Below are 15,595 nucleotides of genomic sequence, written 5' to 3' on the forward strand. Positions count from 1 at the left end.
GTTTTTTTTGTTCTGAAAGGTAACCGCCAGCGTAAAGCATCCCGCAACGAAAGCAACCAGACCAAAGGGTGGCAAGGGCTCAGCCCCGAAAAATCAGGCGCGACGCCTTTTCGTTGCGCAAGGTCAGTTGCACCATGCCCTGCCCCGCTGCCTGCGCCTCCTCCCGGGCCTTGAGGATGACGCCGTGGTGCGGCGACTTGCTGCACACAGGGTCGGCATTGGCCGCATCGCCGGTGAGCATGTAGGCCTGGCAGCGGCAGCCACCGAGGTCCTGGTGCTTTTCATCGCAGGAGCGGCAGGGCTCCTTCATCCAGGCCGTGCCGCGAAAACGGTTGAAGCCGAAGGCGTCGTTCCAGATATGCTCGATGCTGTGTTCGCGCACGTTGGGGAAGCTCACCGGCAACTGCCGGGCGCTGTGGCACGGCAGCGCGGTGCCATCCGGGGTGATGTCGAGAAACAGATTGGCCCAGCCGTTCATGCAGGTCTTGGGGCGTTCTTCGTAATAGTCCGGCGTGACGAAAATCAGCTTGCATGGATGTCCCTCGGCCTCCAACCGCTGGCGATAACCCTGGGTAATGCGTTCGGCCCGTTGCAACTGCTCACGGGTCGGCAACAGGCCTGCACGGTTGAGCTCGGCCCAGCCGTAGAACTGGCACGTCGCCAACTCGACGAAGTCCGCCTGCAAGGCCAGGCACAGCTCGATGATCTCGGCAATCTGGTCGATGTTATGCCGATGGGTCACGAAGTTCAGCACCATCGGATAACCCTGGGCCTTGACCGCCTGGGCCATCGCCAGCTTCTGCGCGAACGCCTTGCGCGAGCCGGCCAGCAGGTTGTTGACCGCCTCGTCGGCGGCCTGGAAGCTGATCTGGATATGGTCAAGCCCGGCGCGCTTGAAGTCGCGGACTTTCTGTTCGGTCAGGCCGATGCCGGAGGTGATCAGGTTGGTGTAGTAACCCATGCCCCGCGCGGCCTCGATCAGCACTGCCAGGTCTTGGCGCACCAACGGTTCGCCGCCAGAGAAGCCCAGTTGCGCGGCGCCCATCGCCCGCGCCTCGCGGAACACCCGGATCCATTCTTCAGTGGTCAGCTCCTCGCCCTGTTGGGAAAAGTCCAGCGGGTTGGAACAATACGGGCACTGCAGCGGGCAGCGGTAGGTCAGTTCCGCCAGCAACCACAGCGGCGGCCCCGGGCGTGGCTCATTCGATCCAGTATTTGGCACGAGCCACCTCCAGAAACGCCAGCACATCTTCATCCAGCCCCGACACGCCGGGGAAGCGTTGCGCCAGTCTGTCGATGATCAGCGCCACGCTGCGCTGGCCGTCGAGCAATTCGAGGACCCAGCCAGCGCTGGCATTGAGGGTGATCATGCCTTCGGGGTACAGCAGCACATGGCAATCCTGGCGTGGCTCCCATTGCAGGCGAAAACCGCGGCGCAAGCCCAGCACCTGCTCACGCTCGATCAGCTTCACAGGGTAATCCTCCGATGCCAGACGTTGTCCCGAGTGACGCTGTGATACGGCAGCCGCTGCAGCCCATACGCCATGCTCATGGCATCGAGCATGCTCCACAGCACATCGAGCTTGAACTTGAGGATGTCCAGCATGGGCTGCAATTCCCAGAGAAGAAACGGCCATCGCAACGATGGCCGCAAGGCCATCAACGATTGGCGAAGTACATCGTCACTTCGAAGCCAATGCGCAGGTCGGTAAAAGCGGGTTTAGTCCACATGGGGCAGTCCTCTTCTAATGCCGGGCGATTCCGGTAGAGGCATTAATGCACGGGGGGCGACGGGGCCGAATGCTACTTTGGAACGAGCTGGCGGGGTGCGTTGGTAGGGGGTGACACGGGACATTACGCAAACGGGTGACGCGCGCGGGGAGGCGCCCACCCAGAGCCCTCCCCGCGTGCGTCGTTGCATCCAGGCCCAGCGGCACCCTACCGCTGGGCCTGTGTGCGCTTAGAAGAAGCCCAGCGGCTTGATGTCGTAGCTCACCAGCAGGTTTTTGGTCTGCTGGTAATGGTCGAGCATCATCTTGTGGGTCTCGCGGCCCACCCCAGACTTCTTGTAACCACCAAACGCCGCATGCGCCGGGTACAGGTGGTAGCAGTTGGTCCACACGCGACCGGCCTTTATCGCCCGGCCCATGCGGTAGGCGCGGTTGATGTCGCGGGTCCACAGCCCTGCGCCCAGGCCGAACTCGCTGTCGTTGGCGATCGCCAAGGCTTCGGCTTCGTCCTTGAAGGTGGCCACGCCCACCACCGGGCCGAAGATCTCTTCCTGGAAGACGCGCATCTTGTTGTGGCCCTTGAGCAGGGTCGGCTGAATGTAGTACCCACTGGCCAGGTCGCCGTCGAGCCGCTCGGCGCCGCCGCCGGTGAGCAACTGCGCGCCCTCGTCCTGGGCGATCTGCAGGTAGGAGAGGATCTTGTCGTATTGCTGCTGCGAAGCTTGGGCGCCGACCATGGTTTCGGTGTCAAGCGGGTTGCCGCGGGTGATCCTGCCGATCTTCTTCATCACCTCGGCCATGAACGGTTCGTAGATCGACTCCTGGATCAACGCCCGTGACGGGCAGGTGCAAACCTCGCCCTGATTGAAGAACGCCAGCACCAGGCCTTCGGCGGCCTTTTCGATGAACGCAGGTTCGGCCTGCATGATGTCTTCGAAAAAAATATTCGGCGACTTGCCGCCCAGCTCCACGGTGGACGGGATGATGCTCTCGGCCGCGCACTTCATGATGTGCGAGCCCACCGGGGTGGAACCGGTGAAGGCGATCTTGGCAATGCGCTTGCTGGTGGCCAGGGCCTCGCCGGCTTCACGGCCGAAGCCCTGGACGATGTTCAGCACACCGACGGGCAGCAGGTCGGCGATCAGCTCGGCAAACACCGTGATCGACAAGGGCGTCTGCTCGGCGGGTTTGAGCACCACGCAGTTACCGGCGGCCAGGGCCGGGGCGAGTTTCCAGGCGGCCATCAGCAGCGGGAAGTTCCACGGGATGATCTGCCCGACCACGCCCAGCGGTTCATGGAAATGGTAGGCCGTGGTCAGTTCGTTGATCTCTGCCGCGCCCCCTTCCTGGGCACGGATGCAGCCGGCGAAATAACGAAAGTGGTCCGCTGCCAGCGGCACGTCGGCATTGAGGGTTTCGCGTACGGCCTTGCCGTTGTCCCAGCTTTCGGTCACAGCGAGCACTTCCAGGTGCTGCTCGATGCGGTCGGCGATCTTCAGCAGCACCCGCGCGCGCTCCTGCACCGAGGTCTTGCCCCAGGCTTCGGCGGCGGCGTGCGCGGCGTCCAGGGCCAGGTCGATGTCCTGAGTGGTGGAGCGTGGGAATTCGGCAATCGGTTGGCCATTGACCGGCGAGCTGTTGGTGAAGTACTGGCCACCCAACGGTGGCACAAACGCGCCGCCGATGAAATTGCCATAGCGGGGTTTGAAGGCCACGACAGCGCCTGGCGTTCCGGGTTGTGCGTAGATCATGCTGAGCCTCTGCGGGTCGATGCCTGTCCGACGACGGGCGATGGAGCCATGGTAAAAAGCTCCGCGTGCCGGACGAATGCATCGTTGGCAGTGGAGGTCTCGTCATTTGGTAGTAAGGGCACGAAGGGTCGGGGGGTCAGTTTGAGGGTTGTGGTGGTGCGTATATCCTGATCCCTACAACCCCACCCTACCCCCATCAACGCGCTGCAACCGCTGACGTTCGTAACGCGGATAAAGATGGCTGACACTGCGGATCAATTCATACCGGCTCAAGCTGATACTGGCAAACCGCTCGGGAATCGGGCTGCGGATCATCTCGACCATGTCATCCCCCCGCGCTGCACCCTCACGCATCAGGCCATCGAGCCAGCCCAGGTAGTCGCGCATCTGCGCAAACGGCCGCGCATCGCTGGCCACCGGCCCGTGCCCGGGTACAACCCGCTTCCAGGGCAAGGCTTGCAGGGTATCCAGGTCCTTGAGCCAAACCTCCAGCCCCGGGCTGTTGGGCGTGGTCAGAGCACGCTCATGGAACACCAGGTCACCCGCAAACAGCACGCCCGTCTGCTCATCGAAAATCGCCAGGTCAGCGCCGGTATGCCCGCCCAACGCCAACAGCCGCAGCCGGTGGCCGCCAACCTCATGAACGCCTGGTTCCAGCACTCGGGTCGGCAGCACCACCTCGGTGCCGCGCATCCAGTCGCCGACCAGTCGGTACATGTTCTCGGCCATGGCGTCGCCCTGCTGGCGCAAGAGCTCGCTGGTGCCTGCCAGTGCGCCGATGGGCACATCGGCAAAGGCCTGGTTGCCCAACACATGGTCGGGGTGATGGTGGGTCAACAGCAGTTCGACCACCGGCTTGTCGGTGGTCGCGGCAATGGCCTGGCGCATAGCTTCGCCATAGCGTTTGGACGGCCCGCTGTCGATCACTACCACGCCGCTGTCGGTGACGATGAACGCCGTGTTGACGACATTGCCGCCATTGCCCTTGGCGAAATTGTCGGTGCTGCCCTCCAGCAACCAGGTACCCTGCGCGATCTGCCGGGGCGTGAGGCGATAGTCCAGGTCGGCCCAGGCCGGCAGGCCCAGGCATAGCAGCAACAGCAAGGTCCAACGCATGGCGGGCGCCTCGGGTCAGGGAATGAAAGCGAGCAACACGCTCAACGAACGGTCGCCTCGAAGCGGTTGCCACTGTTGTCCTGCAACACCAGCCGGGTCAGCCCAGGGCCCTGGATATCGAAGCCCAGGTTGGGGTTTTCGCTGACCGCCGGGTACAGTTCCAGGCTGGCCAGGCGCTGGCCATCCGCGTCTTGCAACTCGGCATGGTTTAGGAAGAATTCGGGGATGCCGCTGACCAGGCCGTTGTCCATCGGGTGGGCCACCTGCAAACGCAGGCGGCTGGTATCGCCTCGCGGGTAGCGACCGCCCAGCACTTCACCCAGGTGTTCCTCCCAGCCGGGCTGGCTGCGCACCACGCTGGGCGCCGTACAGCCTCCACCTGCAGCATCGATCAAGGTCGAGCCGACATGCCAAAGGCCGTCGCGGGTCAGCACCGCCGCACGCAGCGGCGTGGCCTGCTCAATGCGGATGCGCACCGACAGCCACGGCAGCACGCGCTCGCCCGGCTCGAAATCGACGATGCGCGGCAGCGGGTTGAGCTCGGCCCAGGCAATGATGCGTACCACCTCGCCGGCGAACGCCCGGGCGTCGATTTCCAGCGGCACCTGGCGTGCGTCCTCGGCAAAGGGCGGCGCCAGCAGCTTGACCCGATCATCGAAGACGAAAGCGGCCTGCCCCAGCAACTGCTTGTGGTAGAAGTCCCACATCACCGACGGTACCGGGTCCGGGTGGGCACTCGCTTCAGTGGCCAGGCCCTGCGCTGCCCAGGGCATCCAGCAGGCCAGCAGCATAGTCGTTCGCCAGTTCATCACCTGCTCCTAGGGTTGTCACTCCTCGACGTGCACGCTGTCCAGGTAGGTGCGCACTGCCCACAGGGCTTCCTGGCTCAGGTAGTCGGCCATCTTTGGCATGTACACCCGCCCGTCACGCACCGCGCCGTGGCGCACCCGCTCGACAAACCACTCATCCCCTGCCTCGCCGACATCGAGCATGCGCAAATCCGGGGCGATGCCGCCGGACTTGGCTTCCAGGCCATGGCAGGCAGCGCAGTTCTGGTTGTACGCCGAGGCGCCGATTTCCACGGCCTTGTCGTGCTCGGCGGAGGTACGGTACGGGTTGACCGCCGCCCAGCCGTCGCCGTCCAGGCTGACCCCGGCGTCCTTGATCGGGGTCAAGCCCTTGGTTTCCACTGCCTGGGGCACCACGTTGCCATGGGCCCAGGCCGTACCGGTCAGCAAAGCGCCGGCCAGCAGGCCTGTAGCGAGCAAGACGTTGCGTTTTGTTGTCATTGTTATGCCCTCAAGTTGCACGCAAGGCCTCAACCACAGAGGCCGTGCCGCCATCTTAGAAACAGCCCGCAGGCGGCCGTATGCTGCTTTGGTGGCCGGGCTGTACTCCCTTGGTAGTAGGGCTTGTGGCGAAGGGCCAAATGAGGTGCCGACCGGGAACTTTTCCCGGCAAGTGCGGGACTTTTTCCGTATCCCCGACAGCCGCCCCGCCCCACCCTGTGCAGGCCAAAACTCCACAGGGAACTGCAACCATGACAATAAGATCGCTACCCGCCCTTTCCCCTCTGGCCCTGGGCGTGCGGGCCCTGCTGCTGGCCGGTAGCCTGGCCCTCTGCACGGCGGCCACGGCGGCCAGCGCGCCTGCGGCACCGGCCGGCAAGAACGTGACCTGGGAAGACATCGCCAACGACCACCTGACCACCCAGGACGTACTGCAGTACGGCATGGGCACCAACGCCCAGCGCTGGAGCCCCTTGGCCCAAGTCAATGACCAGAACGTGTTCAAGCTGACCCCGGCCTGGTCGTATTCCTTCGGCGACGAGAAGCAGCGCGGCCAGGAATCCCAGGCCATCGTCAGCGACGGTGTGGTCTACGTCACCGGCTCGTACTCACGGGTGTTCGCCCTCGATGCGAAGACCGGCAAACGCCTGTGGACCTACAACCACCGCCTGCCGGACAACATTCGCCCGTGCTGCGACGTGGTCAACCGCGGGGCGGCGATCTACGGCGACAAGATCTACTTCGGCACCCTCGACGCCCGCCTCATCGCCCTGGACAAGCGCACCGGCAAGGTGGTGTGGAACAAGAAGTTCGGCGACCACAGCGCCGGCTACACCATGACCGGCGCCCCGGTGCTGATCAAGGACAAGACCAGCGGCAAGGTGTTGCTGATCCACGGCAGCTCCGGCGATGAGTTCGGCGTGGTCGGCCAGCTGTTTGCCCGTGACCCGGACACGGGCGAAGAAGTGTGGATGCGGCCCTTCGTGGAGGGCCACATGGGCCGCCTGAACGGCAAGGACAGCACGCCGACCGGCGACGTCAAGGCGCCGTCCTGGCCAGACGACGCCACCACCGAAACCGGCAAGGTCGAGGCCTGGAGCCACGGCGGCGGCGCCCCTTGGCAGAGCGCCAGTTTCGACGCCGAGAGCAATACCATCATTGTCGGCGCAGGCAACCCTGGCCCCTGGAATACCTGGGCGCGCACCTCCAAGGATGGCAACCCCCACGACTACGACAGCCTCTATACCTCGGGCCAGGTCGGCGTCGACCCGAGCACCGGCGAGGTGAAGTGGTTCTACCAGCACACGCCGAACGATGCCTGGGACTTCTCCGGCAACAACGAACTGGTGCTGTTCGACTACAAGGACAAGGACGGCAAGGTGGTCAAAGCCACCGGCCACGCCGACCGCAACGGATTCTTCTACGTGGTGGACCGCAACAACGGCAAACTGCAGAACGCCTTCCCCTTCGTCGACAACATCACTTGGGCCAGCCATATCGACCTCAAGACCGGGCGCCCGGTCGAAAACCCCGGCCAGCGTCCGGCCAAGCCACTACCGGGTGAAACCAAGGGCAAGCCAGTGGAAGTCTCGCCGCCGTTCCTGGGCGGTAAAAACTGGAACCCCATGGCCTACAGCCAGGACACCGGCCTGTTCTACATCCCCGGCAACCAGTGGAAAGAGGAGTACTGGACCGAGGAGGTGAACTACAAGAAGGGCTCGGCCTACCTGGGCATGGGTTTTCGCATCAAGCGCATGTACGACGACCACGTCGGCACCTTGCGCGCCATGGACCCGAGCACCGGCAAGCTGGTCTGGGAGCACAAGGAGCACCTGCCGCTGTGGGCCGGCGTACTCGCGACCAAGGGCAACCTGGTGTTCACCGGCACGGGCGACGGCTTCTTCAAGGCCTTCGACGCCAAGACGGGCAAGGAGCTGTGGAAGTTCCAGACCGGCAGCGGCATCGTCTCGCCGCCGATCACCTGGGAACAGGACGGCGAGCAGTACATCGGCGTGACCGTGGGCTACGGCGGCGCCGTGCCGCTGTGGGGTGGCGACATGGCCGAGCTGACCAAGCCGGTGGCCCAGGGCGGCTCGTTCTGGGTGTTCAAGATCCCGAGTTGGGACACCAAGACCGCTCAGCGTTGATCCCTGCGGGGCGCGGCCAGCCCGCGCCCCGCAACAGCCCTCCTTTCGCCGAGAGCCTTTTGCCATGAACTACCTGACTTTTGCCCTGCTGCTGGCCCTGACACCTGCCCTGGCCGCGAACGCCGACGACGATGGCAACGATACCCCCTTGACCGTCAACGGCTGTGTCATCGCCGAAGCGAGCCAGTGCCCGGGGGCCAATCTGCGTGGCGCCAACCTGGCCAACCAGGACCTGCGCAAGATGAACCTGGCCGGCGCCGACCTGCGCGAGGCCGACCTGCGCCATGCCCAGCTGGACCTGGCCAACCTGGAAAAAGCCCGCTTGCAGGGCGCCAACCTGACCCGCGCCAGCCTGCAGCAGAGCAACCTGCGCTTGGCAGACCTGAGCCATGCCCGGCTCATTGCCATTCAAGGCTGGGGCTTGTTCGCCCAAGGTGCGCAGTTTGAAAGTGCCGACCTGAGCGCTGCGTACCTGCAGTTCGCCCGGCTTTCTGGGGCGAAGATGCACCAGACCAACCTGCAGGCGGCGGACCTGGAGATGGCCTGGCTGAGCAAGGCTGATCTGCAAGGGGCCAAGCTTGGCGATGCCAACCTGCAGGAAGCCAAGTTTGGCCAGAGCAACCTGGCAGGGGCCGACTTGCGCGGGGCGCGGCAGCATTATGGGAATTTCCAGGAGGCGAATATGGAGGGGTGTGCGGGGTGTCCTGAGACTTGGGATAAATGAGTTGGGAGGGGCTGCCAGATTTTTTGTGTGCCCCCCCACAATCCTCATCCCCACCCTCACCCCGCCACCCTCACCACCCCCATGTCGATCCCCAGATGCACCAGCTCGGCATGGGAACTGACTTGCAACTTGCTCTTGAGCAACGTCAGGTGGTTGGACACCGTCTTGGCGCTGATGCACAACTGCTCGGCAATCACCCGCATCGGTGTGCCCTTGGCCAGCATCACGAAAATCTCCATTTCACGCTGGGTCATGCGCCGCATGCGCGGGTCGCTGCCGCGCTGTTGTGGGGTACACGCCAGCTGGGTGGCCAACGCTTGTTCGATGTAGGCATGCCCGGCCAACACCCGCTGCACCGCTTCGATCAACACCTCGGGCGCCGCGTTCTTGGTCAGGTAACCCGAGGCCCCCGCATCCAGCGCCTGGCGCACCAGGGGCAGTTCATCGTGCAGGCTGAAAAACAGCACCCGCAACTGTGGCAGGCGCTGGCGCAGGCGGCGGGTGGTTTCCAGGCCGCTGATGCCTGGCAAGCCAAAGTCCATGATCACCAGGTTCGGCACTTGCTCCTGAACCCGGGCCAGGGCCTCTTCGCCGCTGGCGGCCTCGCGCACCTGCAACGCCGGCAGCACTGCCCGCAGCAGGCTGGCGTAACCTTGACGGACCACCGCGTGGTCATCGACCAGGACGATATTCATCAGACCTCCACGGGCATGTTCAGGGCCAGCGCCCAACCGGCACCCGGCCGGCTGAGGATGCGCAATTCGCCGCCCAGGCTGCGGGCGCGCTCGGCCATCGAATGCAGCCCCACCCCGGGGCGCTGGGGCTGGCATGCGCCGCAGCCGTTGTCGCGGATCAGCAGGCGCACGCCCTTGGCGCTGCGTTGCAGGCGTACCCGCACCTGGCTGGCGCCGGCATGCCGGGCGACATTGGTCAACGCCTCCTGCAGCAACCGATACAAGTGCACCCGGCTTGCCCCACTCAGCGTCGGCAGGTGCTCAGCGACCCGCAGGCGGCAATCGATGCCCTGGCTGGCCTGCCATTGGCTTACCAACTGGCCGAAGGCTTCGGCCAGCGGTACCTGGTGCAAGGCCACCGGATACAGGTCGTGCACCAGCGCACGAAAGCCCTGCTGCAGGTATTCGCAATGGAGTGCCAGGGCCTGCGCGGTCTGCTCCACCCGCGCAGGCTGGTAGGCCACCCTGCGCAGCAGGCAGGCCTGGGCGCGGATGCCCGCCAGGTATTGCCCGAGGTCGTCGTGCAGGGCCTGCGCCAGCCGTGTGCGCTCCTGCTCCTGCACCGCCAGCAGGGCCTGAGTCAGCTGGGCATTGGCGGCCTGGGCCTGGGCCAGCTCATCCAGCAACCCCCTGCCCCGGCGCACCGCCCAGCGGATCTGTAGCAACGGCAGAAGCAGCACTTTGACCAGGCGCATGGGCGGTTCTCCTCAAGGGTTGCGCGCCCAGCCTGGGGTGCGCTGCTGCCCATCGTAGAACCGAGCACCCCCAGCGGATTTACTACCTTGGTGCCGGGTAACCGCTACTTTCTGCATAGGCCCGCAACCCACTGGGGTCATCAGCCACGGCCAACTACTACTTTAGTACTGGCTTTGCTGTCTATCGTCGCATTCACAAAGCACCCCTGCTGGCATGTAATGGGCCTATAACAAAAAGGACAAAGCCCATGCCACGTGCCCTGCCCAGGCTGCCGCGCCCTTTGCTGGCGGCCCTTTCGCTGAGTCTGTCGCTGGGCGTCGCCCAGGCCGACACGACGCCGCTGTTCTCCGCCGAGGGCTATCGCACCGCCCTCTATCGCAGCCCGACCCCGCACCAGGTCGAGGGCGCCCAGGTTATCGATACCGCCACACTGCAGGGCCTGCTGGGGCAACAGCCCAGGCCGGTACTGGTCGATGTCTATCGCCGGCAATGGCTGCAAGGGCGCTTCATCGAAGACCACCCCCACACCAACCTCCCCGGCAGCTACTGGCTGGCCAACACCGGTGACGGTGAGCTGAGCCCGCCCTGGCAAGCCTACTTCGCACGCCATCTGCAAAAAGCCACCGGCGGCCATGTGGATCAACCGCTGGTCTTTTACTGCCGCGCCGATTGCTGGTTAAGCTGGAACGCGGTAAAACGCGCAGCGACCCTGGGCTATAAGAACCTGTATTGGTATCGCGATGGCCTGGACGCCTGGCAAAACGCCAAGCTGCCGCTGCAAGCCGCGCAGCCAGAGCCCTTTCCCTGAACTGACCGCCTGCGAACGCGTGCCCGCCCCATCCAATAACAACGAGGTGAAAAGGCCATGTACAAAATTCTGATTGCCGACGATCACCCACTGTTTCGCGAAGCCATCCACAACGTCATCAGCGATGGTTTCCAAGGCAGCGAAGTCATGGAAACTGCCGACCTGGACAGCGCCCTGGCGCTGACCCAAGCGCATGACGACCTCGACCTGATCCTGCTCGACCTGAACATGCCAGGCATGCACGGCCTCAATGGCCTGATCACCCTGCGCAACGAGGCACCGACCACACCGGTGGTGATCGTCTCGGCCGAGCAGGAAAAACAGATCGTGCTGCAGGCCATCACCTATGGCGCCGTGGGGTTCATCACCAAGTCCTCGCCGCGCTCACAGATGATCGAAGCGATCGAGCAGATCCTCAACGGCAATGTCTACCTGCCCCCAGACATCATCCGCGCCCAGAAGCCCGGCACCAGCCGACGCCTGAACGAGGCCCCGAGCTTCCCGCCGGAGATGCTCCAGGCCCTGACCCGCAAGCAACTGCTGGTACTGGAACGCATGACCAAGGGCGAGTCGAACAAGCAGATCGCCTACACCCTGGATATCGCCGAAACCACGGTCAAGGCCCATGTCTCGGCGATTCTGCGCAAACTCAATGTGCACAATCGTGTACAGGCAATCCTCAGTGCCGGCGATATCGACTTCGGCGACTACCTACGCCGCTGATCAGGCTGCGTGGCGTTGCCGGCCAGCAGGTGGCTCATCGCGGTCTTGAGTTTCATCGGCCGCACCGGTTTGTGCATCAGGGTGTGGCCCAACTCACGGATCTGTTGCTTGAGTTCGTTGCTGTAGTTGGCGGTGATCATCATCACCGCCAACGGCACCGCACGGCGGGCATTGATCCGCGCCACCGCATCAACGCCATTGCAGCCGTTGCCCAGGTGGTAGTCGGCGATCAGCAGGTCGGCTTCGGCGTGGTAGTTGTCCACCTGGCGCGCCAGGTCTTGCTCCGAGAGTGCCGTGACCACCCGGCAACCCCAACCTTCCAGCAGCGTGCGCATGCCGGCGCAGATCGCCGCGTCGTTATCCAGCACCCAGACCCGCGCCCCGCGCAGGCGTTCGAGCATCGGCTCGCTGATTGCCAGGCTCGGCTGTGGCTTGGGCGCGGTGGCGCTCAGCGGCACCTCGACAGCGAACACCGAGCCCTTGCCGAGCCATGAGCGCACACGGATCCGATGGCCGAGGATGCCGGCGATCTTCTCCACGATAGCCAAACCCAGGCCCAAGCCTCGGTCCTGGTCCGGGCGCTGCACATCGCCACGTTTGAACTCCTGGAACATTTCGTCAAAGCGTTCTTCGGCGATGCCGATCCCGCTGTCCCACACCTCGATCCACAGGCCGCGGTGCTGGCGCCGACAGCCCAGCACCACGCGGCCACTGCGGGTGTAGCGGATGGCATTGCTGAGCAGGTTGCGCAGGATCCGCGCCAGCAGCTGGATGTCGCTGTGCACCACGGCCGAACAGCCCACGAAGTGCAACTCAAGCCCTTCGCTGCGCGCCACCTGGGCGTACTCGGCAGCGAGGTTGTCCATCAGCTCGCTGAGGGCGAAGGGTGCGATATCGGCCTTGATAACCCCGGCATCAAGCTTGGAAATGTCCACCAGGGTGCCTAACAGGTTTTCCACGTCTTCAAGGGAATTGCTGACATTACGCACCAATTGAACACTCTGTTGCGGCTCGCGGCGCTCGAGCAAGGCGCTGGTGAACAGCCGCGCCGCGTTCAAGGGTTGCAGCAGATCATGGCTGACGGCGGCGAGGAACTTGGTTTTCGACAGGTTGGCCTGCTCGGCCTCGCGCTTGGCCTCGCGCAAGCGCGATTCAGCGTGGCTGCGCTCATCGATCTCGCGCAGCAGCTGGTCGTTGAGGCGGGTCAGTTCGGCGGTGCGCTCGCGCACCCGTTGCTCCAGGTTCTGGTAGGCCTGGTGCAGGGCCTCGGCGGTCTTGCGGCGCTCGGTAATGTCGCGGATCAGCACGAAGATCCCCACCACTTCACCGTTGGCCAGGCGGTTGGGGACGTAGGAGCGCAGCATGTAGCGCTCCTGATCGTTGATGTTGGTTTCGGCAAGCTCGAACGTCACGCTCTCCCCCGCCAGCGCCCGCGCCACGTAGGCTTCAAGGCGCTGGTAATGCTGCTCGCTGTGGGCCTCGCGCAGGCTCTGCCCGAGCATTACGCCGCGCGGCCAGCAATACCACTGTTCATAGACCTTGTTGGTGAACTCGTAGACCAGGTCGGCATTGAGGTAGGCGATCAGCGCCGGCACATGGTCGGTAATCAGCCGTATCCAGCGCTCGCTTTCGCTGAGGGCTTCGGCGTGCTGGTAGCGCTCGGTGATATCGGTGAAGGTGTTGACGAAACCGCCGGTGGGCAGCGGATGTGTACGGATTTCCAGCATGCGCCCGTCGTACAGGCGTTGTTCGCACTCGTGGATGACCCGCCCGTTGGCGTCGCGGCTGTCTGGGGTCAACAGGCTCAGTTCGCTGTCGCCGATCACCTCGGCAAAGGGCCGGTGGGCAGCGACTGGAGCCAAGCCGCTGAGCTCCAGAAAACGCCGGTTCCACAGTTCCAGAACCCCCTCGGCATTGACCATGGCCACCCCCTGGGACAGGTTGTCCACCGCCCGCTGCAACAGGTGCGACTTCTGTGCCACGGCCTGCTCGCGGCGCAGGGTTTCGCTGAGCTTGACCTCGGTGATATCGGTAAACAGGATCACCCGCCCGCCTTCGCAGGTCGGCCGTTCACTGACTTGCAGCCAGCGCCCGTTGTACAGCCGGTACAGCAGGTGCTCGTCGGCGTGCCCGCGGGTTTCTTCGCTGAACAGGCCACTGGCCGTCATCAGCCGCTTGACCTCGGCCAGGCGCATGCCGGCAATGATGCGCACCCGGGTGTTGGCCCAGAAGGCCTTGAAGCGGCTGTTGCACAGCACGATCCGCTGGTTCTGATCGAACAGCACGAAGGCGTCCGAGATGCTTTCGATGGCGTCTATCAGGTGCTGGTGGGCCGTCTCGGCCCGCAGTCGGGCTTCGCCGAGCAGATGGTTGCCGGCCTTGAGCTCGGCCATGGCCTGGTTCAGGGCATCGGTGCGTTCACGCACCTGCTCGGCCAGCACTACCGAATGCTGGAACGCCGCGTACGGGTCGTTGCCACGCGTCACGCCGGACTCGATGCGCTCGATCAGTGCGCCATTGATCCGCTGCAGCTTATGATTTTCGTGCTGCAGCCGGGCGACCTCGGCCTGCAGTTCAGCGGCTGAGCGCAGCTCGGTTGCGGGCAATGGCGACCCCGGTGAAGGTCTGGTTGATGTGCATGCCATTGAACTGCTCTCCGTAGGTGTTGAAGCCCATCACCCGCTGCTCGCGCAAGAACCCGCCGACCTGCGCCAGGCTGCCCTGGGCTTCCAGCTCCAGGCGCCGCAGGAAGCAGTCACAGCCGATGGTCAGCAGCAACGGGCCGAGGCGCCGGTGCAAGCCATCGAACACGTTGTGCAGGTTTGGCAACAGTGGCCCTGGGGCCATGGCCGTGAGCACGATGCCGTTCTCCACCGCGCAGTAGAAGCTCAGGCTCAGGTCCGGGTGCACTTGCTGGATCGCCCGCACGTAGTACTGGTCGTGGAGACGTACTGCCAGCGGGTGGGCGGCGAAAACCCGGTGATCGAGCTCGGCCACCGGCACGCCGATGTGCCGGGCGTACTCCTCGGCAGCGGGCTCGGCATTGAGCTCGAAGACCCGGCGCTGGGCACTGTCGGCGCCGGTCACCACCAGCTTTTCCTGGCGCGGCAGGATGTGGTGGGTGGTGAACACTTCGAAATCGAGCCAGGTGTTGACCAGCACCACCACCGCCGCACCGCTGTGGAAGGCGCCGCCGAAGTACACATGGGTGCGGGTCAGGTAGTTGTCATCGCCGGCCGAACCGCCGAAATGCGGGATGTCCCCCAGTGCTGCGCTAAGGGCGGCGAGGATCATCTCCTCGCGGCTGGACAAGCCGTCGAGCAGGGTCAGGGCGAAGCTGTGGCCTTTGATCGGCGCCAGGGTATTGCTGCGGCAGGTGCCGACCAGGCGCTCGACCCGCTGTTGGGCGTCGATCAGGCTGAAGCGCTCCATTTCATCGATCAGTTCGGTGGCGATGGAGAAATGCCGATGATCGAACCCCACTGCCGTCACGCAATTGCGGCCGTAGCCCAGCGGGGTGATTTCGCCGGCACTGGTGCAACCGACCAGGCGGATGCCGCCGAAACCTTGTTCGAGGGCCTCGCCCAGCTCGCGTAGATTGTATTCGGCCGAACAGAAGAACAGCACGAAGCCCAGGTGCGGGTGCAGCAGTTGCCGCGCCAGGTCCTGGGCCGCCAGCCGCGCGTCGGTTGCCTGGGACATGGCGCTGACAACACCATCGTTTTGGGCCTGCTGCATCGTGGTCTCCGGCGCGGGGTGTCTGAGGCTTGAGTGTACGGAGGGCGCACGGGGGGACGAATGCTACTTGGGTAGCGGGTTTGGGGTTCGATGGGTGTAGAGGGGGCGGATTGGGGCTTGGCCAGCCAAGGGCCAATCC

General features: G+C 64.4%; 14 protein-coding genes and 2 pseudogenes. 4 read left to right on the forward strand and 12 right to left on the reverse strand.

Annotated elements, in window-relative coordinates:
- Positions 1 to 79: 79 nt before the first annotated feature.
- From pqqE to pedF, 8 genes and pseudogenes are all read right to left on the reverse strand, one after another.
- A complete protein-coding gene (pqqE, locus tag LOY26_RS14955) occupies positions 80 to 1,222 on the reverse strand; it encodes a pyrroloquinoline quinone biosynthesis protein PqqE (RefSeq protein ID WP_258713725.1) in 1,143 nt (380 codons plus the stop codon).
- Positions 1,200 to 1,472, reverse strand: a complete 273-nt coding sequence (gene pqqD / locus LOY26_RS14960; RefSeq protein ID WP_186656103.1) for a pyrroloquinoline quinone biosynthesis peptide chaperone PqqD — start codon at positions 1,470 to 1,472, stop codon at positions 1,200 to 1,202. The genes pqqE and pqqD overlap by 23 nt, the downstream gene beginning before the upstream one ends.
- A pseudogene (locus tag LOY26_RS14965) lies at positions 1,469 to 1,606 on the reverse strand (pyrroloquinoline quinone biosynthesis protein C); the annotation flags it as partial. The pseudogene LOY26_RS14965 and the gene pqqD, both read right to left, overlap by 4 nt.
- Positions 1,607 to 1,659: 53 nt before the next feature.
- Entirely contained in the window at positions 1,660 to 1,731 is a 72-nt protein-coding gene (gene pqqA, locus LOY26_RS14970; protein ID WP_003253598.1) for a pyrroloquinoline quinone precursor peptide PqqA, read from the reverse strand.
- A gap of 229 nt (positions 1,732 to 1,960) precedes the next feature.
- On the reverse strand, positions 1,961 to 3,481 hold the full coding sequence (locus tag LOY26_RS14975) for an aldehyde dehydrogenase family protein (RefSeq protein WP_258713726.1): 1,521 nt from the start codon (positions 3,479 to 3,481) through the stop codon (positions 1,961 to 1,963).
- A 174-nt stretch (positions 3,482 to 3,655) separates the two neighbouring features.
- Positions 3,656 to 4,597: a quinoprotein relay system zinc metallohydrolase 1 gene (locus LOY26_RS14980; RefSeq protein ID WP_258713727.1), complete on the reverse strand. Its 942-nt coding sequence runs from the start codon at positions 4,595 to 4,597 to the stop codon at positions 3,656 to 3,658.
- A gap of 41 nt (positions 4,598 to 4,638) precedes the next feature.
- Positions 4,639 to 5,406: a quinoprotein dehydrogenase-associated SoxYZ-like carrier gene (locus tag LOY26_RS14985; protein ID WP_095064530.1), complete on the reverse strand. Its 768-nt coding sequence runs from the start codon at positions 5,404 to 5,406 to the stop codon at positions 4,639 to 4,641.
- A gap of 18 nt (positions 5,407 to 5,424) precedes the next feature.
- Positions 5,425 to 5,886, reverse strand: a complete 462-nt coding sequence (gene pedF / locus LOY26_RS14990; RefSeq protein WP_047583160.1) for a cytochrome c-550 PedF — start codon at positions 5,884 to 5,886, stop codon at positions 5,425 to 5,427.
- A gap of 251 nt (positions 5,887 to 6,137) precedes the next feature.
- Between pedF and exaA the strand changes: the two genes are divergently transcribed.
- Entirely contained in the window at positions 6,138 to 8,033 is a 1,896-nt protein-coding gene (gene exaA, locus LOY26_RS14995) for a quinoprotein ethanol dehydrogenase (RefSeq protein ID WP_095064532.1), read from the forward strand.
- Between the two features lie 64 nt (positions 8,034 to 8,097).
- Positions 8,098 to 8,757 (forward strand): pentapeptide repeat-containing protein, encoded by a 660-nt coding sequence (locus LOY26_RS15000; protein WP_186664277.1) that lies wholly within the window; start codon positions 8,098 to 8,100, stop codon positions 8,755 to 8,757.
- A 56-nt stretch (positions 8,758 to 8,813) separates the two neighbouring features.
- On the opposite strand, the gene LOY26_RS15005 is transcribed toward LOY26_RS15000, so the two are convergent.
- Entirely contained in the window at positions 8,814 to 9,452 is a 639-nt protein-coding gene (locus tag LOY26_RS15005; protein ID WP_186660873.1) for a response regulator transcription factor, read from the reverse strand.
- Positions 9,452 to 10,168, reverse strand: a pseudogene (locus LOY26_RS15010) (sensor histidine kinase); the annotation flags it as partial. The pseudogene LOY26_RS15010 and the gene LOY26_RS15005, both read right to left, overlap by 1 nt.
- A 266-nt stretch (positions 10,169 to 10,434) precedes the next feature.
- Between LOY26_RS15010 and LOY26_RS15015 the strand changes: the two are divergent.
- Together LOY26_RS15015 and LOY26_RS15020 are read left to right on the forward strand one after the other, a co-directional pair.
- Positions 10,435 to 10,995, forward strand: a complete 561-nt coding sequence (locus tag LOY26_RS15015; RefSeq protein WP_186660875.1) for a PQQ-dependent catabolism-associated CXXCW motif protein — start codon at positions 10,435 to 10,437, stop codon at positions 10,993 to 10,995.
- Positions 10,996 to 11,052: 57 nt separating this feature from the next.
- Positions 11,053 to 11,718 (forward strand): response regulator transcription factor, encoded by a 666-nt coding sequence (locus tag LOY26_RS15020; protein ID WP_033698488.1) that lies wholly within the window; start codon positions 11,053 to 11,055, stop codon positions 11,716 to 11,718.
- Here the strand turns inward: LOY26_RS15020 and nahK are convergent.
- Together nahK and nosP are read right to left on the reverse strand one after the other, a co-directional pair.
- Entirely contained in the window at positions 11,703 to 14,363 is a 2,661-nt protein-coding gene (gene nahK, locus LOY26_RS15025) for a hybrid sensor histidine kinase/response regulator NahK/ErcS' (protein WP_077068451.1), read from the reverse strand. The genes LOY26_RS15020 and nahK overlap by 16 nt on opposite strands.
- Complete coding sequence (gene nosP / locus LOY26_RS15030; protein ID WP_186660877.1) at positions 14,293 to 15,456, reverse strand: nitric oxide-sensing protein NosP; 1,164 nt, start codon at positions 15,454 to 15,456, stop codon at positions 14,293 to 14,295. The genes nahK and nosP overlap by 71 nt, the downstream gene beginning before the upstream one ends.
- Positions 15,457 to 15,595: the final 139 nt, after the last annotated feature.

The sequence above is a fragment of the Pseudomonas sp. B21-047 genome (assembly GCF_024748775.1).
Classification (GTDB): domain Bacteria; phylum Pseudomonadota; class Gammaproteobacteria; order Pseudomonadales; family Pseudomonadaceae; genus Aquipseudomonas; species Aquipseudomonas capeferrum.

What these genes read in the sequence shown, in the direction of transcription:
- nosP (WP_186660877.1), bottom strand. Translation starts at nt 15,456, where the DNA reads ATGCAGCAGGCCCAAAACGATGGTGTTGTCAGCGCCATGTCCCAGGCA.
- LOY26_RS15000 (WP_186664277.1), top strand. Translation starts at nt 8,098, where the DNA reads ATGAACTACCTGACTTTTGCCCTGCTGCTGGCCCTGACACCTGCCCTG.
- LOY26_RS15015 (WP_186660875.1), top strand. Translation starts at nt 10,435, where the DNA reads ATGCCACGTGCCCTGCCCAGGCTGCCGCGCCCTTTGCTGGCGGCCCTT.
- LOY26_RS14985 (WP_095064530.1), bottom strand. Translation starts at nt 5,406, where the DNA reads ATGAACTGGCGAACGACTATGCTGCTGGCCTGCTGGATGCCCTGGGCA.
- pedF (WP_047583160.1), bottom strand. Translation starts at nt 5,886, where the DNA reads ATGACAACAAAACGCAACGTCTTGCTCGCTACAGGCCTGCTGGCCGGC.
- LOY26_RS15005 (WP_186660873.1), bottom strand. Translation starts at nt 9,452, where the DNA reads ATGAATATCGTCCTGGTCGATGACCACGCGGTGGTCCGTCAAGGTTAC.
- nahK (WP_077068451.1), bottom strand. Translation starts at nt 14,363, where the DNA reads ATGGCATGCACATCAACCAGACCTTCACCGGGGTCGCCATTGCCCGCA.
- LOY26_RS14980 (WP_258713727.1), bottom strand. Translation starts at nt 4,597, where the DNA reads ATGCGTTGGACCTTGCTGTTGCTGCTATGCCTGGGCCTGCCGGCCTGG.
- LOY26_RS15020 (WP_033698488.1), top strand. Translation starts at nt 11,053, where the DNA reads ATGTACAAAATTCTGATTGCCGACGATCACCCACTGTTTCGCGAAGCC.
- exaA (WP_095064532.1), top strand. Translation starts at nt 6,138, where the DNA reads ATGACAATAAGATCGCTACCCGCCCTTTCCCCTCTGGCCCTGGGCGTG.
- LOY26_RS14975 (WP_258713726.1), bottom strand. Translation starts at nt 3,481, where the DNA reads ATGATCTACGCACAACCCGGAACGCCAGGCGCTGTCGTGGCCTTCAAA.